This window comes from Brachybacterium sp. AOP42-C2-15 (assembly GCF_052377065.1).
In the GTDB taxonomy this organism is placed as follows: domain Bacteria; phylum Actinomycetota; class Actinomycetes; order Actinomycetales; family Dermabacteraceae; genus Brachybacterium.
The window spans coordinates 15249-36086 of record NZ_JBQSWK010000010.1 but is presented as its reverse complement, the minus strand read 5'-3'; the positions used below and the strand labels follow the sequence as shown (position 1 = coordinate 36086).

Annotated in this window: 17 protein-coding genes; 5 read left to right on the top strand and 12 right to left on the bottom strand. The window is 72.4% G+C overall.

Annotated features, from left to right (window positions below):
- The first annotated feature begins 31 nt into the window (after nt 1–31).
- Entirely contained in the window at nt 32–1315 is a 1284-nt protein-coding gene (locus ACT3SQ_RS07410; RefSeq protein ID WP_444600996.1) for a YveK family protein, read from the top strand.
- Between the two features lie 523 nt (nt 1316–1838).
- On the opposite strand, the gene ACT3SQ_RS07405 is transcribed toward ACT3SQ_RS07410, so the two are convergent.
- The 7 genes from ACT3SQ_RS07405 to ACT3SQ_RS07375 form a co-directional block, all read right to left on the bottom strand.
- On the bottom strand, nt 1839–3362 hold the full coding sequence (locus ACT3SQ_RS07405; protein WP_319021458.1) for a sugar transferase: 1524 nt from the start codon (nt 3360–3362) through the stop codon (nt 1839–1841).
- Nucleotides 3363–3684: 322 nt separating this feature from the next.
- Entirely contained in the window at nt 3685–4761 is a 1077-nt protein-coding gene (locus ACT3SQ_RS07400) for a transglycosylase family protein (protein ID WP_193115769.1), read from the bottom strand.
- A 184-nt stretch (nt 4762–4945) separates the two neighbouring features.
- Nucleotides 4946–5737 (bottom strand): ABC transporter ATP-binding protein, encoded by a 792-nt coding sequence (locus tag ACT3SQ_RS07395; RefSeq protein ID WP_441446241.1) that lies wholly within the window; start codon nt 5735–5737, stop codon nt 4946–4948.
- A 4-nt stretch (nt 5738–5741) separates the two neighbouring features.
- Nucleotides 5742–7688: an SIP domain-containing protein gene (locus ACT3SQ_RS07390; RefSeq protein WP_319021459.1), complete on the bottom strand. Its 1947-nt coding sequence runs from the start codon at nt 7686–7688 to the stop codon at nt 5742–5744.
- Between the two features lie 74 nt (nt 7689–7762).
- Nucleotides 7763–8836, bottom strand: coding sequence for a FecCD family ABC transporter permease (locus ACT3SQ_RS07385; RefSeq protein ID WP_319021460.1), 1074 nt, complete (start codon nt 8834–8836; stop codon nt 7763–7765).
- Nucleotides 8833–9912, bottom strand: coding sequence for a FecCD family ABC transporter permease (locus ACT3SQ_RS07380; protein ID WP_193115771.1), 1080 nt, complete (start codon nt 9910–9912; stop codon nt 8833–8835). Before ACT3SQ_RS07380 ends, ACT3SQ_RS07385 begins: the two co-directional genes overlap by 4 nt.
- On the bottom strand, nt 9909–10979 hold the full coding sequence (locus ACT3SQ_RS07375) for an ABC transporter substrate-binding protein (RefSeq protein WP_441446239.1): 1071 nt from the start codon (nt 10977–10979) through the stop codon (nt 9909–9911). Before ACT3SQ_RS07375 ends, ACT3SQ_RS07380 begins: the two co-directional genes overlap by 4 nt.
- 284 nt (nt 10980–11263) lie before the next feature.
- Here ACT3SQ_RS07375 and ACT3SQ_RS07370 point away from each other — a divergent pair, with 284 nt between their 5' ends.
- From ACT3SQ_RS07370 to ACT3SQ_RS07355, 4 genes are read left to right on the top strand one after another with little or no spacing between them, the layout of a single operon-like run.
- Complete coding sequence (locus ACT3SQ_RS07370; protein WP_441446238.1) at nt 11264–12367, top strand: helix-turn-helix domain-containing protein; 1104 nt, start codon at nt 11264–11266, stop codon at nt 12365–12367.
- Nucleotides 12364–13656, top strand: coding sequence for an alpha/beta hydrolase-fold protein (locus ACT3SQ_RS07365; RefSeq protein WP_193115774.1), 1293 nt, complete (start codon nt 12364–12366; stop codon nt 13654–13656). The genes ACT3SQ_RS07370 and ACT3SQ_RS07365 overlap by 4 nt, the downstream gene beginning before the upstream one ends.
- A 31-nt stretch (nt 13657–13687) precedes the next feature.
- On the top strand, nt 13688–14140 hold the full coding sequence (locus ACT3SQ_RS07360; protein ID WP_193115775.1) for a hypothetical protein: 453 nt from the start codon (nt 13688–13690) through the stop codon (nt 14138–14140).
- Nucleotides 14137–15054, top strand: a complete 918-nt coding sequence (locus ACT3SQ_RS07355; protein WP_193115776.1) for an HTTM domain-containing protein — start codon at nt 14137–14139, stop codon at nt 15052–15054. The genes ACT3SQ_RS07360 and ACT3SQ_RS07355 overlap by 4 nt, the downstream gene beginning before the upstream one ends.
- 15 nt (nt 15055–15069) lie before the next feature.
- Here the strand turns inward: ACT3SQ_RS07355 and ACT3SQ_RS07350 are convergent, their stop codons facing one another.
- The 5 genes from ACT3SQ_RS07350 to ACT3SQ_RS07330 all read right to left on the bottom strand — a co-directional run bounded on the left by ACT3SQ_RS07350 (nt 15070) and on the right by ACT3SQ_RS07330 (nt 20773).
- A complete protein-coding gene (locus tag ACT3SQ_RS07350; RefSeq protein WP_193115777.1) occupies nt 15070–16389 on the bottom strand; it encodes a hypothetical protein in 1320 nt (439 codons plus the stop codon).
- Between the two features lie 130 nt (nt 16390–16519).
- Nucleotides 16520–16906, bottom strand: coding sequence for a hypothetical protein (locus tag ACT3SQ_RS07345; protein WP_193115778.1), 387 nt, complete (start codon nt 16904–16906; stop codon nt 16520–16522).
- A complete protein-coding gene (locus tag ACT3SQ_RS07340; protein ID WP_193115779.1) occupies nt 16842–17873 on the bottom strand; it encodes a hypothetical protein in 1032 nt (343 codons plus the stop codon). The genes ACT3SQ_RS07345 and ACT3SQ_RS07340 overlap by 65 nt, the downstream gene beginning before the upstream one ends.
- A 130-nt stretch (nt 17874–18003) precedes the next feature.
- On the bottom strand, nt 18004–19302 hold the full coding sequence (locus ACT3SQ_RS07335) for a hypothetical protein (RefSeq protein WP_193115780.1): 1299 nt from the start codon (nt 19300–19302) through the stop codon (nt 18004–18006).
- A gap of 40 nt (nt 19303–19342) precedes the next feature.
- Nucleotides 19343–20773 (bottom strand): MFS transporter, encoded by a 1431-nt coding sequence (locus ACT3SQ_RS07330; RefSeq protein WP_441445929.1) that lies wholly within the window; start codon nt 20771–20773, stop codon nt 19343–19345.
- Between the last annotated feature and the right edge of the window lie 65 nt (nt 20774–20838).

Below are 20838 nucleotides of genomic sequence, written 5' to 3'. Positions count from 1 at the left end.
CTCAGCACGGGACCGAACCCAGGAGAATCCAATGTCCATCACCTACGTACTCAACGCATTCAAGCGTCGCTGGCTCATCCTGGTGCTTGCGGTGCTCATCGGCGCCCTCGCCGGCGGAGCATTCTCCATGGCGACTCCGGACCGCTACGCCTCCACCGCGAGCCTCGTCGTGTCCCCCGTGGTCTCGAACCTCCTGACGGGAGCGCCCGAGGACGTCAACATTCGCACTGAGCAGGAGATCCTCGGCTCCCGCGAGGTGGCGCGCCGCGCCGCCGAATCGCTGGGCATGGCGGACAGCGGCGCGACACTGCGCGGAGATGTCGAGATCGCCGCACCGTCCGGCTCACAGATCCTGCAGGTCACGGTGCGTGCGGACACTCCCGAGCAGGCCGCTGACAGTGCGAATGCCATCGCTGGCTCATACCTCGAGCTCCGCAGTGAGGCGGCGAAGAACATTACAGACCGGTACCTCGCAGGGGTCGACCAGCAGATCGAGGATCTGAGCTCCGGACCGTCCACTCCCGCGAACGACGGGCTGATCGAGCGACTCCAGCAGCAGCGCTCGAGCGTGGCGCTCTCGGAACCTTCCCCGGGGCGGATCATCGGTGCGGCGGCACCGCCTGCAGAGCCCTCCGGGCCAGGCCTGATGGTGACCCTCGCAGGCGGGACCATGGCCGGGCTCCTGCTCGGCTTCGCCTTCGCGGTGCTGCGCGAACGTCTGGACCCGCTGGTGCGCAGCGCGGACCGGCTTGCACTCGCCGTGGGGCAGGTCTCCGTGATCACCAGCAGGCACGGCGACGAGGAGCATTGGATGCGTCTGGCGGACGAGGCTCTCCAGCGGTCGCGGATCGACACCACGGTCGAGCCTGTCCGGGTCCTGTTGCACTCCGCTCCCCCGGCCATGGCCGAGACGGCCGCGAGCAAGTTCCTCTCCGCCGCCCGCTGGATCCTCAGCGAGTCGGGTACCGGCCTGTCCTGGAACAGCGACAAGGCAGAGCTGGAGAAGGCGACCCCACCGTGCGCAGGCTGCGTGGCGATCGTGCCCTCGGGCCCATACCGGTCGACCCTTGTCCAGGCCGCCAGGCAGTCGGACATCGCGGTCGTCGTCGCGACTCCCCACACCGCCCTGGGCGACGTGGCCGACCTGGTCGCCACCCTGCACGAGTGCGGCCTCGAAGTCGTGGTGGGGCTGGCCCCGGAACCGCGAGCCAGCCAGAGCACGTCGGACCACGTCCAGGAGGACGCCCCGACTCCGCGCCACCGGTCGGACCTGACCGAAGCGCGCGAATTCGACGCGATCGCCGTCGCAGGCTGACCGTCAATCGACCGTCGGCGCGAGGACAGGCACCGGAGGTTCTGGAGAACACCCGTCGATCTTGCGATCGGCGGGTGTTCTCCAGCCAAGGCCGCTTACAGCGGATGAGCACTGACCGGCTGAGCTCTGGGCCAGCCCCACCGGCCTACGGGCCCTGGCGCTCTCCGCGCCCGATGGGCTCCTGGCCCCGATGATCTTCTGGTCCCGGCGAGCCCACTGGTCCGCGCACCGGTAGACCCGACACGTGCATCTGGGGCGCGTGCCTCTCAGAGCAGCGCCCCTTGGCCCGAGATGCAGCCCTGCATCAGCGACGGCTCGGTGCAGTGATCTTCGCCAGAGGGTGTGGGATTGGTGAGGAACGCTGAGCGTTCTCGCCCGGGCACCGCACCTGCAGCGTGTACCCGCCTCGATCCTGCGGACGCTGCGTTCCTGTGGGTACATGCGGGCAGATGGAACGCCCCCGCAGGAGGGCTCAGCACTTCCCTCCCGCAGGGGCGTCACCCCATCCCGGAGACGGCGTATTTCAGTACGCGCCCCGGGAGGCCAGCACGGCGCGCGCAGTGCGCACCAGGATCAGGAGGTCCTGCATGAAGGACCAGTTGTCGACGTAGAACAGATCCAGTCGAACGGTGTCATCCCAGGAGAGGTCGCTGCGACCGGAGACCTGCCAGAGCCCGGTGATCCCGGGCCGCACGGCCAGGCGCCGGTGCGCGTCCCCGTCATACCCGCTGACCTCCTGGGGCAGGGCGGGCCGCGGGCCGACCAAGCTCATGTCACCCCGCAGCACGTTCCACAGCTGGGGCAGCTCGTCGAGGGAATAGCGGCGCAGCAGCTTGCCCACCCGGGTGATGCGGGGGTCATCGGACATCTTGAACAGCACGTCGTTGCCGCGGTCGCGCGCGAGCTGCTCGAGCTCGGCCCGGCGGGCCTCCGCATCGACCACCATGGAGCGGAACTTCAGGAACTCGAAGGGTTCGCCGGTGCGGCCCACGCGCTGCTGACGGAAGATGACCGCGCCGCCATCGCCGAGGTGCACGAAGAGTGCCACGATGAGGAGCACCGGCGCCAGGATCAGCAGCAGCAGAGCGCTCGCGGCGATGTCGAACAGCCGCTTGCTCCAGCGCAGCGCCTTGCGGGCGCGCGGCAGGTCCATGTGCACCAGCGGGAGTCCGGCCACAGGCCGCATCCGGATCCGGTCGCCCGAGATCTCGCTGATGCCCGGGACCACGATGACTCCGACCTCGATCCCTTCGAGCTCCCAGGCGACGCGACGGAACTCCTCGGCGCTCGCCGACGAGCCGGCGGTGAACAGCACGACGTCAGGCTGCTGCGCGCGCACCAGATCCAGCAGCTGGGACTCGTCGCCGAGGATCGGCACGCCGGCGCCCTCGCCGCGGCGCGCATCGCTGATCGGGGTGATGGCACCGACCACGTCGTAGCCCAGCCAGACCTCTCGGGTCAGGGTGCGCACGATGCCGCGCACATGCCCGGTGGAGCCGACCACGAGCACCTGCGAGCGCAGGTGCCCCCGGGCGCGGGCAACGTTCACGCAGCGCCGGGCCAACACCCGTACCAGCAGCAGGAGCAGGGGACCCACCAGGAACAGGGCGACGAAGTAGGGGCGGGAGAGCGGGATATCCGCAAGGAAGAGCACCGCACCGGTGAGCCCCACCGCTCCGAGGCTTCCCACCAGCACGTTGCGGTAGATCTCGGGTCCAGCGGACACCAGTCGGGGGTTCGACGCGCCGGAGATCAGAATGGCGAGCATCCAGGCGGTGGCGATCACCACCGATGTGCGCACCACGTAACCGGAGAGGTTCGGAGCGGAATCCAGGAACGCGAGGTTCTGCCGGATCAGGACCGCGATCACGCAGGCCACCGCGAGCGCCAGGAGGTCCGCCGCGACGATCATGGAGACGACCAGGCGGTCATCGCTGCGGTCCTTGCGGCGAGGACGCGCGGACCAGGTGGAGGCTCGCAGCGGAGATCGACCGCCGAGCAGAGGGACCGAGGGTCCAGCAGCTTTGACTGTCTGCGGTAATGCCACGTGCACCTCTCAGCGATCGGAGCCGGGATGGAGCGGTCAGGCCCAGCACCGGGAGCGGGTCCGTCCGCACCATCGCGACCCACACCCATCTGATGTCCGTTTTGCCCTGCTTGTCCGGCTTGTCTGAAATGCGACTATACCTCTCCTCGTGGAGGAATGGGAGATGCACTGCACTCTGCGCCGCGAGGAGACCCCTCGGAACGAGGGGTTACGGCCACAGGGACGTCCTGGAAAGAGACAGCACGACGCAGCGCGCCAACCCCGAAGGGTCGGCGCGCTGCGTCAGGTGTCGGAGCTGAGCGGGGCTCCCGCCTGCGGCGGCTCAGCCGTTGAGGTGCTCCTGCAGCGCCTTCACGGTGGAGTAGCTGGTGCGGAAGTCCCACACGCCGTTGCTGCCGTGGCCGATCGCGGCACGGAGCTTCGCCGTCGTCTCGGCGCCGATCTTCCCGTCGGCGGTGGCACCGATCTTGGACTGCAGGGCCTTGATGTCGGCGGTCGAGAGCGAGCCGTCCTGGCTCACGCCCACCCAGGCCTCGAGCGCACGGGTGGTGGCCGGACCGAACTTCCCGTCCACGACGAGTGCGCCGCTGCTCGGCGCCGAGGGAGCCGGGGCGGTCGGTGCCGAGGGCGCGGGGGCGCTCGCGGCCGGAGCTCCGCTGTTGAGGAAGGACTGGAGCGCCTTCACGGTCGCGTAGTTCGAGCGGAAGTCCCAGGCGCCGTTGCCGCTCAGGCCCATCGCCGCACGGAGCTTGGTGGTGGTCTCGGCGCCGATCTTCCCGTCGGCGGTGGCACCGACCTTGGACTGCAGCGCCTTGATGTCGGCGGTCGAGAGCGAGCCGTCCTGGCTCACGCCCACCCAGGCCTCGAGCGAGCGGGTGGTCGCCGCCCCGAACTTGCCGTCGACCGCGAGTGCGCCGGGGCTGGTGCGCACGTCGTCGCGGGAGGCCGAGTCCTCGCGGCCGCCGGGCTGGGCGTTCGCATCCGCGCCACCGTTGGACCTGGTGAGACCTGCCCGCTTGCCGCAGGTGGGCCACGCTCCGGGGCCCTGCTCATGCAGGGTGCGCTGGGCGATGGCGATCTGCTCGGACTTCGTGGCCTGGTTCGCCTGGCTCGCGAACTCGTGGCCGCCGAAGGCCTTCCAGGTGGAAGGGGAGAACTGGAGCCCTCCGTAGTAGCCGTTGCCCGTGCTGATCGACCAGTTGCCGCCGGACTCGCACTGGGCGACCTTGTCCCAGACACCGGTATCGGCGGTGGCGACCCCGGCCCCGGAGATGCCCAGGCCGGCCGCGATCACGGCGCCGCCGGTCGCGGCCGCCATCTTCGGGGCCACGCGGAGGCCGTGGAAGTACACCGCGGAGCCGTCGGCACGATGGGTGGGGACACGGGCGGGTGCAGGCATTCGGGGGCTCCTGAGGACGGCCACGGGGGAAGGGGCGGGGAAGAGTGCGGCCGACGACGGGCGTCGACCCTCCCCCACCGTGCCCGTCCCACCAGCACTTCCGGTCAGTTCGATGCCAAGTCCGAGCCATTGCTTGGTGAAACTTTTACCGAGAATGGCACCTCGGAGAATGACACCCGGGGAATTATCGAGTACAAACCGTCGGGACCACCATGGGGGTGCCGGAGGCGGGATCGGGCACCACGAGGCAGTCCAGCGAGAAGACGTCCCGCAGCAGCGCGGGGGTGACCACGTCCTGCGGTGCCCCGGTGGTCACCACCTCGCCCTCGTGCATCACCACCAGGTCGGTCGCGTAGCGCGCGGCCTGGTTGAGGTCGTGGAGGACCACGACGAGGGTGCGCCCGTGCTCGTGGAAGCCCCGCAGCAGCTCGAGCAGCTCGTACTGGTGGGCGATGTCGAGGAAGGTGGTCGGCTCGTCCAGCAGCATCAGCTCGGTCTCCTGTGCGAGCAGCATCGCCACCCAGACCCGCTGCCGCTGGCCACCGGAGAGCTCGTCCACGAGGCGGTCGGCGAGCTCGACGGTGCGGGTGGCGGCCAGGGCGCGCTCGACGGCGGCGTCGTCCTCGTCAGTCCAGCGGCGCACCAGGCTGCGATGCGGGAACCGACCCCGCGAGACGAGGTCGACGACGGTGATCCCGTCGGGGGCGAGCGCGGTCTGGGGCAGCAGACCCAGCCGGCGGGCGACGTCCCGGGCGCGCAGGCGGTGCAGATCCTTCCCGTCCAGCACGATGCGGCCCGCCGACGGGGTCAGCACCCGCGCGAGCGACCGCAGCAGCGTCGACTTGCCGCAGGCGTTGGGGCCGAGGATCACGGTGAAGGAGCCGGGCCGGATCTGCAGGTCGAGGTCGCGTGAGATCGCCCGCTCGCCGTAACCGAGGGTCACCTGCTCGACGCCGAGCACCGGGCGTTGCCCCACGGGTTCAGGCGAGGACGCGGACATCGAACCCCCATCCCACGCTCGAGGCCGAGACGACCTCGAGACCGGCCCGGCGCACCAGCTCGTCGCGCTCGGCGCGGGTGCGCAGCCCCGCTTCGCCCCGGGCGAACGCGAGCAGATCGTCCTCGCACTCGTGCTCGTCCAGCGCCTCGTCCTCGAGCGCCTCGCCCACCAGCACCACGCGCCCGCCGCCGCAGGCCGCCCTTGCGGCGCGCAGCACCGCGATCGCGGCATCGTCCGGATAGCGGTCCAGCAGGTCCACCAGGAGATGAGCGTCCGCCGGGCTCGGCGACGGGGCGAACAGCCCCTGCTCCTCGACGGTGACGGCGGCGCCGGCGAGCCGTTCGCGCATCGCCTCGGCGTCCGTCGGATCCACCAGCACCGACAGCTCTGCCGCAGGTCGCGCACGGCGCAGGGCAAGGGCGATCTCGTCGGCCCCACGCCCCGAGATCCGCAGCGCGGACCAGTCGGCGAGCGCCTCCGCCTCCGCGAGCGGGCCGGCCAGGAAGACGGCACGGTCGGCCTCCGCCCGCAGCCGGTCCTGCCGCCGCTGGTGCCGGGTCGACGCCTCGACGATGCCGAGCCCCTCCAGCACCTGCTCGACGTCGGCGCCGACTCCGGTGCGCACGGCACGCAGCAGGCCGAGGATCGCGAGCTGCTCGAGCCCGTGGGGGCCGTCCAGCCGCAGGCGGTCCTCGTACCATTCGTCGCTCATCTCGAGCCCGCGGGCGGTGAAGACCCAGCACCAGGTGCCGGATGCCTCCCTGTCACGCCTGTCACGCTGCACGATCCCGATGGCCTCGAGATAGCGCAGCAGATGCGACAGACCGCTCTCGGAGCAGCCGCTGCGTGCGGCGAGCTCGGCGGTGGTCGCCGGGCCGTCGGCGAGGTGGGAGCCGAGGCCGATCGTGGCGGCGATCCGCAGCGCCATCGGGCCCACCAGCTCGGCGGCGTGGAGCAGATCCTCGTCCTCCTGGGGCTCGGCCCCGGGGGCCGACTCCTCCGGACCGGTCGCGGCCGCCGCAGCCGTCGCGACCTTCTCGATGGAGCCGTCGCCCGACGGCTCGGCACCCCCGGGGAGGGCTCCGCCGGTGGCCTCCGCGGGGCCCGAGGAGTCCGCGGCGGCGGGCCGGCGCCAGTACCCGGTGACGTCGAGCTGCTCGGGGTCGAGCTGCTTCTCACGGCGCAGCCAGCGGCGGAGCGGGGCGAGGGTCAGAGCCTCCCCCGCCGCCCAGGCGAACACCGTGCCCGGCCACCAGGGGGCGGCGCGGACGGCGTCGAACAGGAGGCTGGTGGACCCCGCCGGGGCGCCCTCGCGCACCAGCCAGGTGAGCTCCACCCCCTCCGGCACCGTCAGCTCCTGACGGTGCGAGTCCTCCCCCACCTCGACGAACACCTGCGCCCGTGCCCCCTCGGGGAACTCCTCGAGCCAGCGGCCGATCGCCGGCAGCGCGGTCTCGTCGCCCACGATCAGCGACCAGTCCGCCCCGCGGGGATGGGTGCCGGACATCTTCGGGCCGGCGATCTGCACGCTGTCCCCGACCTGCACCGTGCGCGCCCAGGCCGCTGCGGGCCCGTCCCCGTGCAGCACCAGGTCCACGTCCAGCTCCTGAGCGCCCTGGTCCCAGCGCCGAGCGGTGTAGGTGCGGGAGATCAGGTGAGGGTGGCGCGGCCAGTCGAGCACGCCGTCGAGCTGCGCGGGCACCAGGGCGACGGGCTCCTCGGGATGGCGCAGGAACAGCTTGAACTCGTCGTCGAAGCCGTCGGAGCGGAAGGCCTGCACGCGGTGGCCGGAGGGGGCGGTGTGCGCCGCCAGGCCGGGGCCGCCCAGGGTGACGCGGCGCATCGCCGGGGTCACGTCGACGGCGGCGCGCACCACCAGCTCGCGGGTGGTGATGGGGTAGAAGGTCCAGTCTCGCAGGGAGCGCACAGGGGTTCCTCTCGAACGGGGCGGGGTCAGGGATCGGCAGGGGCAGGGCGGGAAGGGAGGCGCAGGGGCGGGGGTCAGGGGCGCCGTCGGCGCCTCTCGCGCAGGATCAGATGGAGCAGGTAGCAGCCGCCGACCACGACGGTCACCAGGCCCACGGGCACCGGCTGGGGCAGGGCGTGCTGGCCCACCAGGTCGGCGGCGCCCAGCAGCACCGCGCCCAGCAGGGCGGTGGGCACGAGCGGGGCATCGCCCTGTCCCGCGAGGCGCCGGACGATCTGGGGCGCCACCAGGGACACGAAGGCGATCGGCCCGCAGGCCGCAGTGACCACGGCGGTCAGCGCCACGCCCGCGACCACGGCGACGGCCCAGACGCGCCGCCTCACCACCCCGTGAGCGAGGGCGACATCGTCGCCCAGCTCGAGCTCCCGCAGGGCCGGGGCGACGGTCGCGACGAGGGCGAGCAGCAGGCCGATGGCGAGCGTGCCCCACCGCAGCATGGTCGTGTCGACGCTCGCGAGGGACCCGGCTCCCCAGATCGCGGCGCCGAGGGCGATCTCGCGCCGCGCGACCAGCAGCAGATAGGAGTTCAGCGCGCCGAGCATGGAGGAGACCGCGATGCCGACGATGATCAGGCGGAAGCCCTGCATCCCGCGGCGGTGGGCGAGCACATAGATCACCAGCGCCGTGGCGATGCCGCCGGTGATCGCCCCGGCCGCGACCTGCAGGTAGCCACCGCCGAGCACGAGCAGCACCAGCAGCGCCCCGGTGTACGAGCCGGTGGAGAAGCCGATGATGTCGGGGCTGGCCAGGGGATTGCGGGTGAGGGACTGGAACACGGCGCCGGAGACGGCGAGCGCGGCGCCGAACACGAGGGCGGCGAGGGCTCGCGGGAGGCGCCAGTCCCGGACGATGACCGTGGTGATCTCGTCGCCCCGCCCGGCGAGCGCAGCGAACACCTGCTGCCCGGAGAGGCGGTAGTCCCCGAGCATCAGGGCGAGCAGGCTCACCACGGCCCCCGTCAGCAGCAGCACGGCGGACAGGCGCAGCGCCCGGCGCTCGAGGCGGAGCCGCACCGGGCCCAGGGCGAGGTGGAGGAAGCGGTCCCGGTGCGCCGAGAGCACGGCCGGGCGGCGGTCGAGGTCGGTCACAGCCCGCTCAGCCTCCTGCGCGCGCGCACCAGCACGATCAGCACCGGGGCGCCGACGAAGGCGGTGACCACCCCGGCGGGCATCTCCGCGGGCGCCACCAGGACACGTCCGAGCACGTCCGCGGCCAGCAGCAGCACGGCACCGCCGAGGGCGCTCAGCGGCAGCAGCCGCACCTGGTCCGGGCCCACGCACCAGCGGATCACGTGCGGCACCATCAGCCCCACGAAGCCGATCGGGCCGCAGATCGCCACCGCGCTCCCGGCCAGCAGGGTGATCGCCGCGATCACCGCGACGCGCACGGCGCGCACGGGCACGCCGTGGGCGATGGCCACCTCGTCCCCGAGCGCGAGGGCGTTCAGCGAGCCGGCGCAGGCCAGGGCCAGCAGCCCTCCGAGGCCGAGATACGGGAGCATCGGCAGCAGGTGGGCGGTGCCGCGGTTCTCGAGGGTGCCCACCGTCCAGGAGCGCATGGCGTCGAAGGTGTCGGGATCGGCGAGGGTCACCATCCCGGTGATGCCGCTGAGCACGGCGCCGAGGGCGAGGCCCGCCAGCACCAGGCGCAGCGGGTCGGGGCCGGAGCGGCCGGTCGCGCCGATGAGGTGCACCGCGACGGTGGTGAGCAGCGCGCCGGCGAAGGCGAACCAGGCATAGCCGCTGATGCCCACCACGCCCGTGAGGGCGATGCCGAGGGTGACGGAGAAGGCGGCGCCCGCGTCGACCCCGAGGATGCCGGTGTCGGCGAGAGGGTTGCGGGTCAGGGCCTGCACGAGCGCCCCCGCGACACCGAGGGCGGCGCCGACGGCGAGGGCGGTCAGGCTGCGCGGCACCCGCATGGACAGCACGATGTAGCGCTCGTCGGGATCCACGACGAGTTCCACCCCCAGCTCAGCGCGCAGCACGTCCAGGACGGCCACCTCCCGCGCCCCGACCGCGATCGAGCAGGCCACAGCCAGCAGCAGCAGGACGACCAGCGCCGCTGCGGTGAGGCCGACGGCCCGCCGACCGCGGCGGCGGGCCGGCCGAGCTGGGGCACCGCGGTGCGGCCGTCCCGGCGCCGCCGTGGTCGCCGTGCTCACCCGAGGACCGGCGCGACGGCCTCGGAGAACTTCGCGACCGTCCAGGGGGTCGAGAGCGCATTGGGGTAGTCGAAGCCCCAGGCGATGGGGAGGGTGCCGTCCTCGTCGGGCTCGATGATCGCGACCCGTCCCTCCTGCACGGCCGGCAGGGACTGGTACAGCTGGTTGGCCTCGAGCCACGCCTGTGCCTCCTCGGGCGTGCCGTGGCCTCCATGCTGGGCGATCACCACGAGATCCGCCTCGATCATGTCCAGGTTCTCGAGGCTGACGTCGCCCTGGGCGGCGGCGAGGGCGTCGGCCTGCGGCTGCGGGGCGAAGCCCCAGGACGTGGCGACCTCCTCGACGACGGAGCCGGTGTAGTTCGAGACGGAGATGCCGGCCTGCTCGCCGCGGTTGAGCACGAAGGAGAGGGTGGTGCCCTGCCATTCGGGGTGGGCGGCAGCGGTGTCCACGGCGAGCTGCTCGGTCTCCTCGACGACGCGCTCGGCGGTCTGCGCGAGGTCGAGGGCGAGGCCGACCCGACGGATCACGTCCCGCCAGTCGTACTCCCAGGACTCCTGGTCCTCGTAGGACTCCATGGTCAGGACCGGGGCGATCTGCGCGAGCCGCTCGAAGTCCTGGTCGAGGCTGCCGTAGGTGGTCGCGACGATGAGATCGGGGGCGGCGGCGAGGAGCTGCTCGAGGGGCAGGCCGGCATCGGCCCAGATGTCGTACTCCTCGACCTCGTGGCCCTCCATCGCCTCGCGCTGCCACGGGGTCCAGATCTCATCGGTGATCACCGGGAAGGCGCCGAGGGCGAGCACGGCCTCGAGGTCCTGGATGCCGGAGACGACCGCGATCCGGGAGGGACGCTCCTCGAGGGTGGTGGTGCCGAAGGGGGAGACCAGCTCGAGCGGGTAGGTGGTGGCGCCCTCACCGGCGGGCACGCGCGAGGCGTCCGGGGCGGCGGCGTCCTCCGCGGCCGCGGCGTCTCCGTCGGCGCCGGTGCCGCAGGCGGCGGCGAGGCCGCCGAGTCCGGCGGCGCCGAGGGCGGTGAGGGCATGACGGCGGGTGAGGTGCAGGGGCACGATGGGTCCTTCGCTCGAGAGGGTGCGCTGGGCGGCGGTCGACGCGCAGCCCCTAGTAAGGTAAGCCTCAGCTACATCGGTGGGACCACACGGAGGAGGCCATCACGTATCCGATCGCGACACCGGACCGCGGCGGCGCAGCGGCGACCACCCTGCCGCGCACCGTGCGCCTCCGCCCGCGCGTGCACGCCGAGGCCGATCTGGTGCTGTGGTGCCGCACCGGGTGCGCGCGCGTCGGAGTGTCCGACGCAGTGCCCGGTGCAGAGGAGGCACGCCCTCTCGCGGTGCCTGCCGACAGCGCCCTGCTGCTCCGCGCGGGGCAGCGGCACACCGTCGAGGTCCCCGCCGGGACGCTCCTGCATCCCGTCTTCCTGCCGCCGCGCGGCGCGCCCGGGACCGGTTCGCCGACAGGGAGCCCGGTGGTCGAGGTGGACCGGGGCCTCGCGGCCGCGCTGCTGGCGCTCTCCGTGGCGGGCACGACGGATCTGCGCCCCGCGGAGTCCCGCCTGCGGGCACTCGGAGAGGCGGTCCGCTCGCGGATGGCCGGCGGGGCCTCGCACCGGATGCGCCCTCCTCCCACCTCGCACATCGAATGGGTCACCAACCGGGACGAGCACGTGCTGGTGATCGCCGCCTTCGGGCCGGCCACCGTGATGGTCCGCGATGTGGCCGGGGGCTGCGCCGCGGTGGACCTGGCCGAGCACATGGCGCTCGCGGTGCCGCCGGGGGTGCCGCACCGGATCCTCACCCGGGAGGCGGGTGTCGCTCTGCCCGTGTTCCATCACGGGACCGGGCTCTCCCTCGACGGGGCGGAGGGGCGCATCGAGCTCATGTACCTGCCGGCGCGGACGCGGCTGCGCGCGGAGCATCATGCGGTCGCCGGCTCTTCGGCGCTGCGACCTCCGGGCTTCGACGAGACCGCGCTGCCGCGAGCGCTGGCCGGCCTCGTGCAGCGCACCGGCGTGCTGCGCCTCGACGGCGGCGCCCCGGCACCGGTGGACCTGCTGCGCGAGCGGGTGATCCGGGACCCGGCCGGGAGCTGGTCGCCGGCGACCTGGGAGCGTCTGGAGGGCGGCGCGACCGCGCCCTGCCCCCACCGTCGCACGCTCGAGCGCGCCGTCCGGGAGGCGACCGGCACCGGGTTCGTGAGCTGGCGGAACCAGGTGCGGGCGGAGCAGGCGGAGGATCTGCTCGCCGCCGGGATGCCGGTGAAGACGGTGGCCCGACGCATGGGCTTCGCCCACGCCAGCGGCTTCTCCCGCGCCTTCCGCCAGGTCACGGGTGCCGCCCCGGAATCGGTGACCCGCAGGACCGTCCCCGGGGATCTCGCACCGCCCCTCCCCCCTCCCGTCCCGCCCTGGCGGGCCCAGACCAGGAGCCGCCCATGACCCCCGCGACCGAGGACCAGCTGTTCCCCGCCGAGCTGTGGGAGCCGCTGCCCCGTCCTCCCGGACGCGAGGAGCCGACGCCGATCCGTCGGCGCGACGACACCGCGCACGGCAGCGCGCACGGCAGCGCGCACGACGCCGCTGACGGGGCGGGTCCGCACCTGCTCCGGCGCGAGGGCGAGGGCGCCCTGGTGCGCATCCGCCACACCGCAGAGGCGGCGAGCGCGGTGGCGCTGCAGGCGAGCGGCTGGTGGCACCCTTCCCCGGCGGATGCCTGCGAGCTGCGGCCGCAGGGGAACGGCCGCTGGGAGGGCGTGTTCGAGGTCCCCGCGGACTGGCGTGCGAGCTATGGGTTCGCAGTGCACCGCGGGCCCGGCGAGCCGCCGTGGCGCAGCGCCGGCATGAAGGCACCCGGCGTGGAGGTGGTGCCCGACCCGGGGAACCCGCGCCGGCACCGGGCCGGACGCGGCGGGGCGGCGCGCTCGGTCATCGCGCTCCCCGACGACGCACCCTTCGCGCCGAGCGCCGCGGAGACGGAGGGTCCCGGCCCCCGGGTGCTCCCGCTCGCCTCCCCGAGCGACGGGCCGCGCACCCGGTGGTGGGCCTCGCGCCCGGGGGACGCGGGCTGCGAGGGCCTCGACCCCGAAGCTCCGCTGCCCCTGCTCATCCTCACCGACGGCGCGCAGCACGTGGAGCATCTGGACACGCCGACGCTGCTCGCCCGAGGCGTCGCCGCCGGGGTGCTGCCGCCGCTGGCTGCGGTGTTCGTGGACTCCGGACCACAGCGCGGCGAGGTGCTCGGGGTACCCGGCGGGCATGCCCGGTGGATCGCGGAGCAGCTGGTGCCCTCCCTGCGTGCGTACGGTCTCGGCACGGGCCGGGGACGCGCGCGCGTGCTCGTCACCGCCGATCCCGCACGCACGATCGTCACCGGCTCCAGCTTCGGCGGCCTCACCGCACTCTTCGCCGTGGCCCGCGCCCCGCAGCTGATCGGGGCGGTGATCGCGCAGTCGGTCTCGCTGTGGCGCTATCCCGCGGGCGCCCTGACCGCGCCGCTGCTGCGCGCAGCCGCGCGCAGCACGTCGGGACCGCTGCGGCTGCGGCTCCAGGTGGGCCGGTACGAGGGGGACATGCCCGCCCGCTCCCGAGCGCTGCACGAGGGACTCGTCACCGGCGCCGCGCAGCACGGCACCGCCCTGGACGTCACCCTGGACGCACACAGCGGCGGCCATGACTGGGCCTGGTGGCAGCCGACGATGCTCCATGAGGTCGCCGCGCTGCTGCGCTGAGCACGCCGGGCCTTCCCGATATCCTCGACACGTGCCGCCCCCCGTCCGCCTCGCCCCCGCCGCCATGGCCTGGCGGCTGCTGGCGGTGCTGCTGTGCGTGGGGGTGCTGACGGTGGGCGGGCTGACCCGCTCGAACGATCTGTTCCCCTTCGGGGTCCTGGACCAGTTCTCCTCCGGCACCGACCCCGACGGAGAGGTGGTCAACACCTGCCTGCAGGGCATCCGCGGCGACGGAGAGCCCTTCGACATCCGCTTCGGACCGCGGAGCGTGGGCATCGAGCGGGCCGACGTGGAGAACAATCTCCCGGCGATCGAGTCCGACCCGCAGCTGCTGGCCCCGCTGGCCGCCGAGTACGACCGGCGTCACCCCGAGCAGGAGCCGCTGGATGCGCTGGTGCTGTGCCAGCGGATCACGTCCCTGCAGGGCGGCACCGCCCATGGCGAGGAGGAGCTCGTCGAGGTGGTCCGTTGGAAGGCCCCATGAGCACCACCTCTGCTGCGGCCTCCCGACCCTCGGGGGGCACCCGGCCCCGGTTGCGGTCGATCCTGTTCCCGGCCCTGCCCCTGGCCCGGATCAGGGTGCTGCGGGTGATCATCTACGCCTTCGTGGTGCTGGATGTGCTGACCTTCTCGCGCGATGTCCTCTCCCACGCGAACAACGCCGGGTTCTACACGCCGCTCGCGCTCGCGCGGCTGCTGCACCTGCCGGCGGTGACCACGCCGCTAGCGTACACCCTGCTGGTGCTGATCCTCGCCGGGTGCGCGGCGGCGATCGCGGGCCGGCGGCCGCGGCTGTCCGGCGCCGTGGTCGCACTCGCCTTCTGGCTGTGGATGCTCTACAGCAACTCCTACGGCTACATCGCCCACGACCACATGGCGCTGATGGTCGCGGTGGCGGTGCTGCCCACCGTCGCGGGGGCCGAGAGCACCGGCCCCGCGGGCACGCTTCCCCCGGCTGCCAGTACCAGTACCAGTACCAGTGAAGCGGCAGGCTGGGCGCTGCGCGCGATCCAGCTCGCGGTGATCGCGACCTACTTCTTCTCGGTGGTCCCCAAGCTCCTGTACTCCGGATCGCTCGCGAACTGGGGCAACAGTGCGATCCTCACCTGGGCCTCGATCCGTCGCGGCAGCGCCCTGGCGCACTGGCTGGTGGAGGTGACCCCGTGGGTGTTCGTGCCTGCGCAGTGGGCCGGGCTCGCCCTCGAGGCGCTCTCCCCGGTGGTGCTGTTCCTGCGCGGGAGGGCCCTCTACATCGCCGTCGCGCTCTACCTCGGCTTCCATCTGTCCACGCTGGTGCTCCTGGGGATCCACTTCCTGCCCACCGCGATCTGCTGGGCGGCGTTCCTGCCGCTCGAGCGGCTGCGATGGCCGGGACGCAGAGCACAGCACTCCCGCTGAGCCCTGGCCGCCCGGTCACTCTCCGTCCTGGCAGACCGCGACCGACTCCCCCTCGAGGGGCCACGTGACGGTCTCGCGACTCCCGTCGTCCACGTCGATGCAGGTGACGATGTTCAGGAGGAGGCCCTGGGACAGCGCGATGTGCAGCTCCCCCGAGGGATCGAGCACGACGATCCCGTCGATGACGAAGGGAACGATCTGCGACGTCCCCGCGCTGCCGTCGGCGCCCGGCGCGGAGGTGAACACCGCGTACCCGGTGTCGCTCGTGATGTTCCAGGACGCGCTGATCCAGCGATCGATCTGGTAGCTCGACGGAGAGGTGACCTGCCAGGTCCCCGGCACTGCGGAGGGCTCCTCGGCATCCATGACCCCAGCGCTCCCGACGGGTCCATCGGGGCGGTCGTCGGTGAAGGCGAAGAAGGGGCACTCCGGCGGGGCCGCCACCGTGGCGGCCGCGCATTTCTCGAGGGTCGCCTCGACCTGTGCGGTGACCTCCTCGAAGCCCTGCGTGGAGAGCTCATAGCCCAGCACCGCCCCGGCTCGGCGCAGCTGCTCCCTCTGCATCGGGATGGAGACCTTCTCGACGACCGGGAACAGGCGCTCGCTGCGTGCGGGCAGCCCCAGTTCGTAGCTGCCCGGCAGCAGGCGCAGGATCAGGAGCTGCTGGCCGTACATGCCCTCCCGGCTCGGCTGCCCCGACAGCGGGATCGGGACCGCGTTGATCAGCAGCTCCCGGACCCCCTCCGGCACGGTAACCACGAACTCCGTCGCCACCACCGGTACGAGCTCCCACGTCGCCGGGGCGAAGGAGCTGGTGGCCTGGGAGCGCACGGTGAAGCTGGCCTGCTCGACACTCGTCCCCGAGCTCAGCGACGCGGTGACCGTGGCCTGCCCACCGCCGGTCTCGACGGCATCGATCGTGTAGGAGGTGATCCTGTCGGTCGCGGCACGCAGCACCTCCTCCGTGAGGGCGATATCGCTCGTCTCCGCGGAGTCCGCGAGGTGCTCGCGCACGGTCGCGACATCGCCGGCCACGAGCGCATCGAGAAATGCCCTCACCGGATCCTCCGGCGAGGCACCACCGATCAGCAGCCGCGGCAGCACCAGCACGAGGACGAGCACCGCGCAGATCGCACCGGCGAGCGCGACTCCGCGGCGGCGCGTTCGCCTACCGGAGCCAGGATCGGCGGCGCTGACACGTCCTGTGCCACCGCCGGTCCCGGTGGCGGGAATCTCGCCGGTGCCAGGCCCGCGCAGCGCGGCCGGCTCCCCCTCGGGCCGGGTCCAGCCCAGCGGGAGGGTCCGCCCGGTGGGGGCAGATTTCGACTCTTTCACGGTGCTCCCGGCTCTGGCTGTCGGACGGCTCCGGCCGACAGCGGGATGGGCACTGCCGGCGAGCGGTCCTCGATCGCGCAGCAGAATGTCCCAGGATACTCGGCCCGTTCATCGAGGGTTCCCGGAGACTTCACCGGGGCAGAGGTCGGTTCCCGGCGTAGCTCCAGGCCGAGAGCTCATATCCGCCGTCCACTCGGCGGATGCTCGCGCCGAAGAGCGCGGAGGTGGCGTGGACCGAACCCGGCATCGGCTCCGACGGCGTCGCCGCGCCGCCGTCCGGGGCGACGGCCGGCACGGCCAGGGACGGCGCTGACGGAAGCAGTGAAGTGGACGGCGTGGACGGCGTGGCGGGCGGTGAGGACGATGGTGAGGAGGCCGGTGCTGCCCGGACCGTCGGCGGCGGCGCAGAGCGGTCGGCGGGCGTGCTGACGGTGAACTCCGCGACCAGGTGCTCACCGCGGAACTTGAAGCTGTCCCCCAGCATGTTCACATAGTCGATCTCGGGCTGCCGGGTCACGCTCCAGGAGCCGACCGTCCCCTCCGGCAGGTCCACCGCGATCGGGCATCCCGCCGGCCGCGGGGAGGTGCTCTCGGTGCACTGCGCGATCTCGCTGCGGATCACAGATCTCACGCGCCTCGGCGGGCAGGCTGAGCCCGTAGTCGATGTCGATCATGCCGGTCTGCCACTGGCCGAGGACGGGCGGCACATAGATCACGCGGGGACGGGAGGTCAGGGGCGGCTGCGGCGGGGGCAGCTCGATCGCGTAGCTGCCGGGCAGGACATGCAGGACCACGCCGATCCGGTTCGCGCCGCGCTCGCTGAACAGCACCTCGGGGATCTCGAACTGCTGGCCGTTCAGCAGGAGGGAATCGGTCCCGGTCAGCGGGCTGACGGTCAGGATCGGCAGGTGGATGGGCTCCAGCTCCCAGGTGACCGGGGAGAAGGGCCCCGCGCTGGTCGCGTGCAGAGCCAGCACGGTGCGGTGCTCCTCGCGGCGGTTGCGGAGGGTGGCGGTGACCTCGGCCGAGGTGCCGTGGAGGTCGACCCGGTCGATCACATAGCCGGCGATGCCGCCCGCGGTGGCCCGGTGGACCGCGGCGCTGATCGCGATATCGAGGGTCCCCTCCACCGGGCGCACGTGGCGGCGCACCGTCTCCATGTCACCGGAGATCACGGCGTCGAGGTACTCCCGTGTGACGTCGTCGGGGCCCTCAAGTCGCAGCAGCAGCCAGGGCAGGGCGATGGGGAGGAGCCCGATCACGGTGATCGTCGCGATCGTGGTGCGCAGCCGGGACCTCGTGCGGATCCTCCGGCGGCGCGGCACACTGCCCTGGTGGCGGAGCGAGATCTCCGCACCGAGCCGCTCATCGGCGCTCCCCGGGCGGGGCGGGGTGGTCTGTGAAGCGGCCGCATCGATGCTGCCGGCAACGGGCCATCCCGTACGGATGATCCGGCCGGGCGTCTGCTTCCGCTCCGGGATCACATCGCGCTCCGAGGCCAATCTCTCGCGTGGAGGAAGAGTACCGCGAAGGCCTCCCGAGCGCACCGGGCACATCGGATCAGTACGGGCGCATCGGGTCAGTGCGGGCCAAGCCGGGTCAGCTCGATGAGGCTCAACCGCAGGCGTCCCAGGAGCTGGAGGTGACCTCGGCATCGTCGATGACGACGACCCCGTCGAAGTGACCGGTCTCCTCGTCGACGCAGTAGGCGTAGCTGAACGAGGCCGTGCTGCGCAGGGCCACGGCGAGCTCTCCGTCACCGTCGATGGTGACCGTGCCATCGACCTCGAAGGGCACCGTGATCGCAGCCGCCGCCCCGGCCTCATCCTGCACACCCCGGTCGGTCGCTGGATCCTCGGCCGACAGATCATCCGGAGTGAACTGGGCCGTCCCCTCCCCGTGCACCATCCATAAGAAGGAGTCCCCCGGGTGCACCTCGACGCGGGGCGGGTCCGTGAGGGTCCAGGTGCCCTGCGAGGCGGTGTTCGTGGAGGGTCCTTCCGGACCATCGGGCTCCGAGGCTGCGGGCTCTGGCGCAGCGGGCTTCGAGGGATCGGGCACCGCGAACGGACAGCCCTCGGGCGCCGACGAGGTGTCGGTCGCGCACTCCTCGAGCGCCGCGTCGATCTGGTGCTGCACCTCCTGCAGCCCGTCCTCGGCGAGGGTGTGCTGCAGGCCGTGGACGGGCTTGCGCCAGGTCCGGAAGGCGGGTGGGGCCTCGAGGGCGATCGGCTCTGCCTCCAGCCAGCGCCGCGACTCGGGCAGGGAGATCTCGTAGGTCCCGGGCAGGAGCTGCACCGTGATCCGTGACTCGTACGGAACGCCGGTGAGGCCGAGCTCGGCGACTGGGAAGGAGACGCCGTTGATCCCGACCTCCTGTGCCCCGAACGGCACGTCGATCACGAACTCGGGAAGTGCCACCGGCGCCAGCTCCCAGGCCAGAGGCGAGAAGGGGCCGGCGTCGGTGGCGGTCAGGGTGAAGGTGACCTCGCTGCGGGCCGCTGGGGTGTGGAGCGAGGCGGTGACGGTCGCGGTGTCGGCCGCGACCTCGACCTGCTGGATCTCGAACGACTCGAGGCGGTCGCGGGCCTCGCCGAGGACCTGCGCGGTGAGTGCTGCGGCGCTGGCGTCCGGGGCATCCTCCGTCTGTGCAAGCACGGTCTCCAGGTCGCCGTCGACCACGGCCTGGAGGAATTCGCTGATCACCCGCTCCGGCCCTGCGGTGCTGCTGAGCAGCCGCGGCAGGCCGACGAACAGGGCGACCACCAGCGCGAGCACGCAGCCGATCGCGAGCAGCCGCCGTGTACGGCGGGACCGGACTCGGAGGGCGGAACCCGACGGGCCAGCCATCGCCGCCCCATCGCCCCAGCCGAGCGGCAGCGCACGCCCCACCGCACGCTTACGTCCTCGCACCCCCATGCAATCCTCCCCGCGGGCCGCTTCCGGCGGCCTGCTACAGCGCGCCCTTGCCCGCCTTCTCCCGGGCGCGGTCGGCGAAGCTCACACCCATCGCGGCCAGGGTGAGCGCCATGATAATCACCAGCGCGATGGTGAACGCCTCGAGCCAGGAAGTGCCGCCCAGGGTGAGGGAGAAGATGATCCCGGGGATCATCGCGGTGCCGATCGCGGCGCCGGTGCGCTGGCCCAGCTGCAGGATGCCACCGGCGACGCCGCCGAAGCGCGGGTCCACGGAGTTCAGGGTGAGGGTCTGGTTCGGGGAGATGGTCATCCCCTGGCTGAGGCCCATCAGCGTCAGCGGTGCGGCCAGCCACCAGAACGCGATCATTCCGTTCTCCACGAAGCCGGTCAGCAGCGCGGTGCCGGCCAGGCCCACGAAGGCGACGCCGAAGCCCACGATCACCATCCGCCGCCCGAAGGTGAGCACGTAGCGGCCGGAGATCTGTGAGCTGATCGCGGCGGCGATCGAGGAGGGCACGCCCATCAGGGAGGCCTCGAAGGCGGTGTGGCCCAGATGCATCTGCAGGTACAGCGGCACGATGATCCACACGCTGGTGGCACCCAGGAAGTACACCGAGACGATGAGGATGCCGTTGCGGAAAGCTCTGTTGGCGAAGATCGCGGTGTCCACCATCGGGCTGCGGCCGGCCTGCCGGTAGCGCCGCTCCCACACCCACCACAGGCCCAGCATCAGCAGGCCGGCCGGGAAGGACATCCACACCAGCACGTGCCCGCCGCGCTCGAGGAAGGGCAACATGACCCCCAGGATCGCCAGGCACAGCAGCAGCGCACCGACGGGGTCGAGATCCGGGCGCCCCTTCCCCCGAGACTTGTCGTCGGGGATGTACCTGAAAGCGCCGATGATCGCGATCACGCCGATCGGGGCGTTCATCAGGAACATCCACCTCCAACCCCAGTTCGGCCCCAGCAGCTGGATCAATGCGCCGCCGACGACCGGGCCGATCGCGGTGGCCACCGCGACCGTCGTGGCCAGCAGCGCGAAGGCCCGCGCCCGGTCCTGGCCGCGGAAGTGCTGCTGGATGAGGGCGACGGTCTGCGGGTTCAGCAGTCCGGAGCCGATGCCCTGCAGGATGCGTGCGAGGTTGAGCATCTCGACGTTCGGCGCCATGCCCGACAGCAGCGAGCCGAGGGTGAAGATCCCGACGCCGATCACGAACATCCGTCGGCGCCCGGTGGCGTCGCCGGCCCTCCCGGCCGGGACCAGCAGCATGCCGAAGGCGAGCGCGTAGCCGGAGATCACCCATTGCAGGTCGCCGGTGTCCGCCTCCAGGCCCTCGCCGATGGCGGTGAGGCCCACGTTGATGACGCTCACGGCGATCAGGGCCATGAACAGTGGGGCGAGGAGGACGGCGAGCAGGGGTTTGCGACGCACCGGAGGAGTCAGCGCGCTGGAGTCGGGGATCACCCGTTCACTCTATGCACTCAGTGCACTTCTGAGGAGGGTGGGGTGACCGGCGGGACAGCGGCGTG

Excerpts from the sequence above, each read along its gene's own strand:
- ACT3SQ_RS07410 (WP_444600996.1), top strand. The coding sequence starts at position 32 with ATGTCCATCACCTACGTACTCAACGCATTCAAGCGTCGCTGGCTCATC.
- ACT3SQ_RS07400 (WP_193115769.1), bottom strand. The coding sequence starts at position 4,761 with ATGCCTGCACCCGCCCGTGTCCCCACCCATCGTGCCGACGGCTCCGCG.
- ACT3SQ_RS07365 (WP_193115774.1), top strand. The coding sequence starts at position 12,364 with ATGACCCCCGCGACCGAGGACCAGCTGTTCCCCGCCGAGCTGTGGGAG.
- ACT3SQ_RS07355 (WP_193115776.1), top strand. The coding sequence starts at position 14,137 with ATGAGCACCACCTCTGCTGCGGCCTCCCGACCCTCGGGGGGCACCCGG.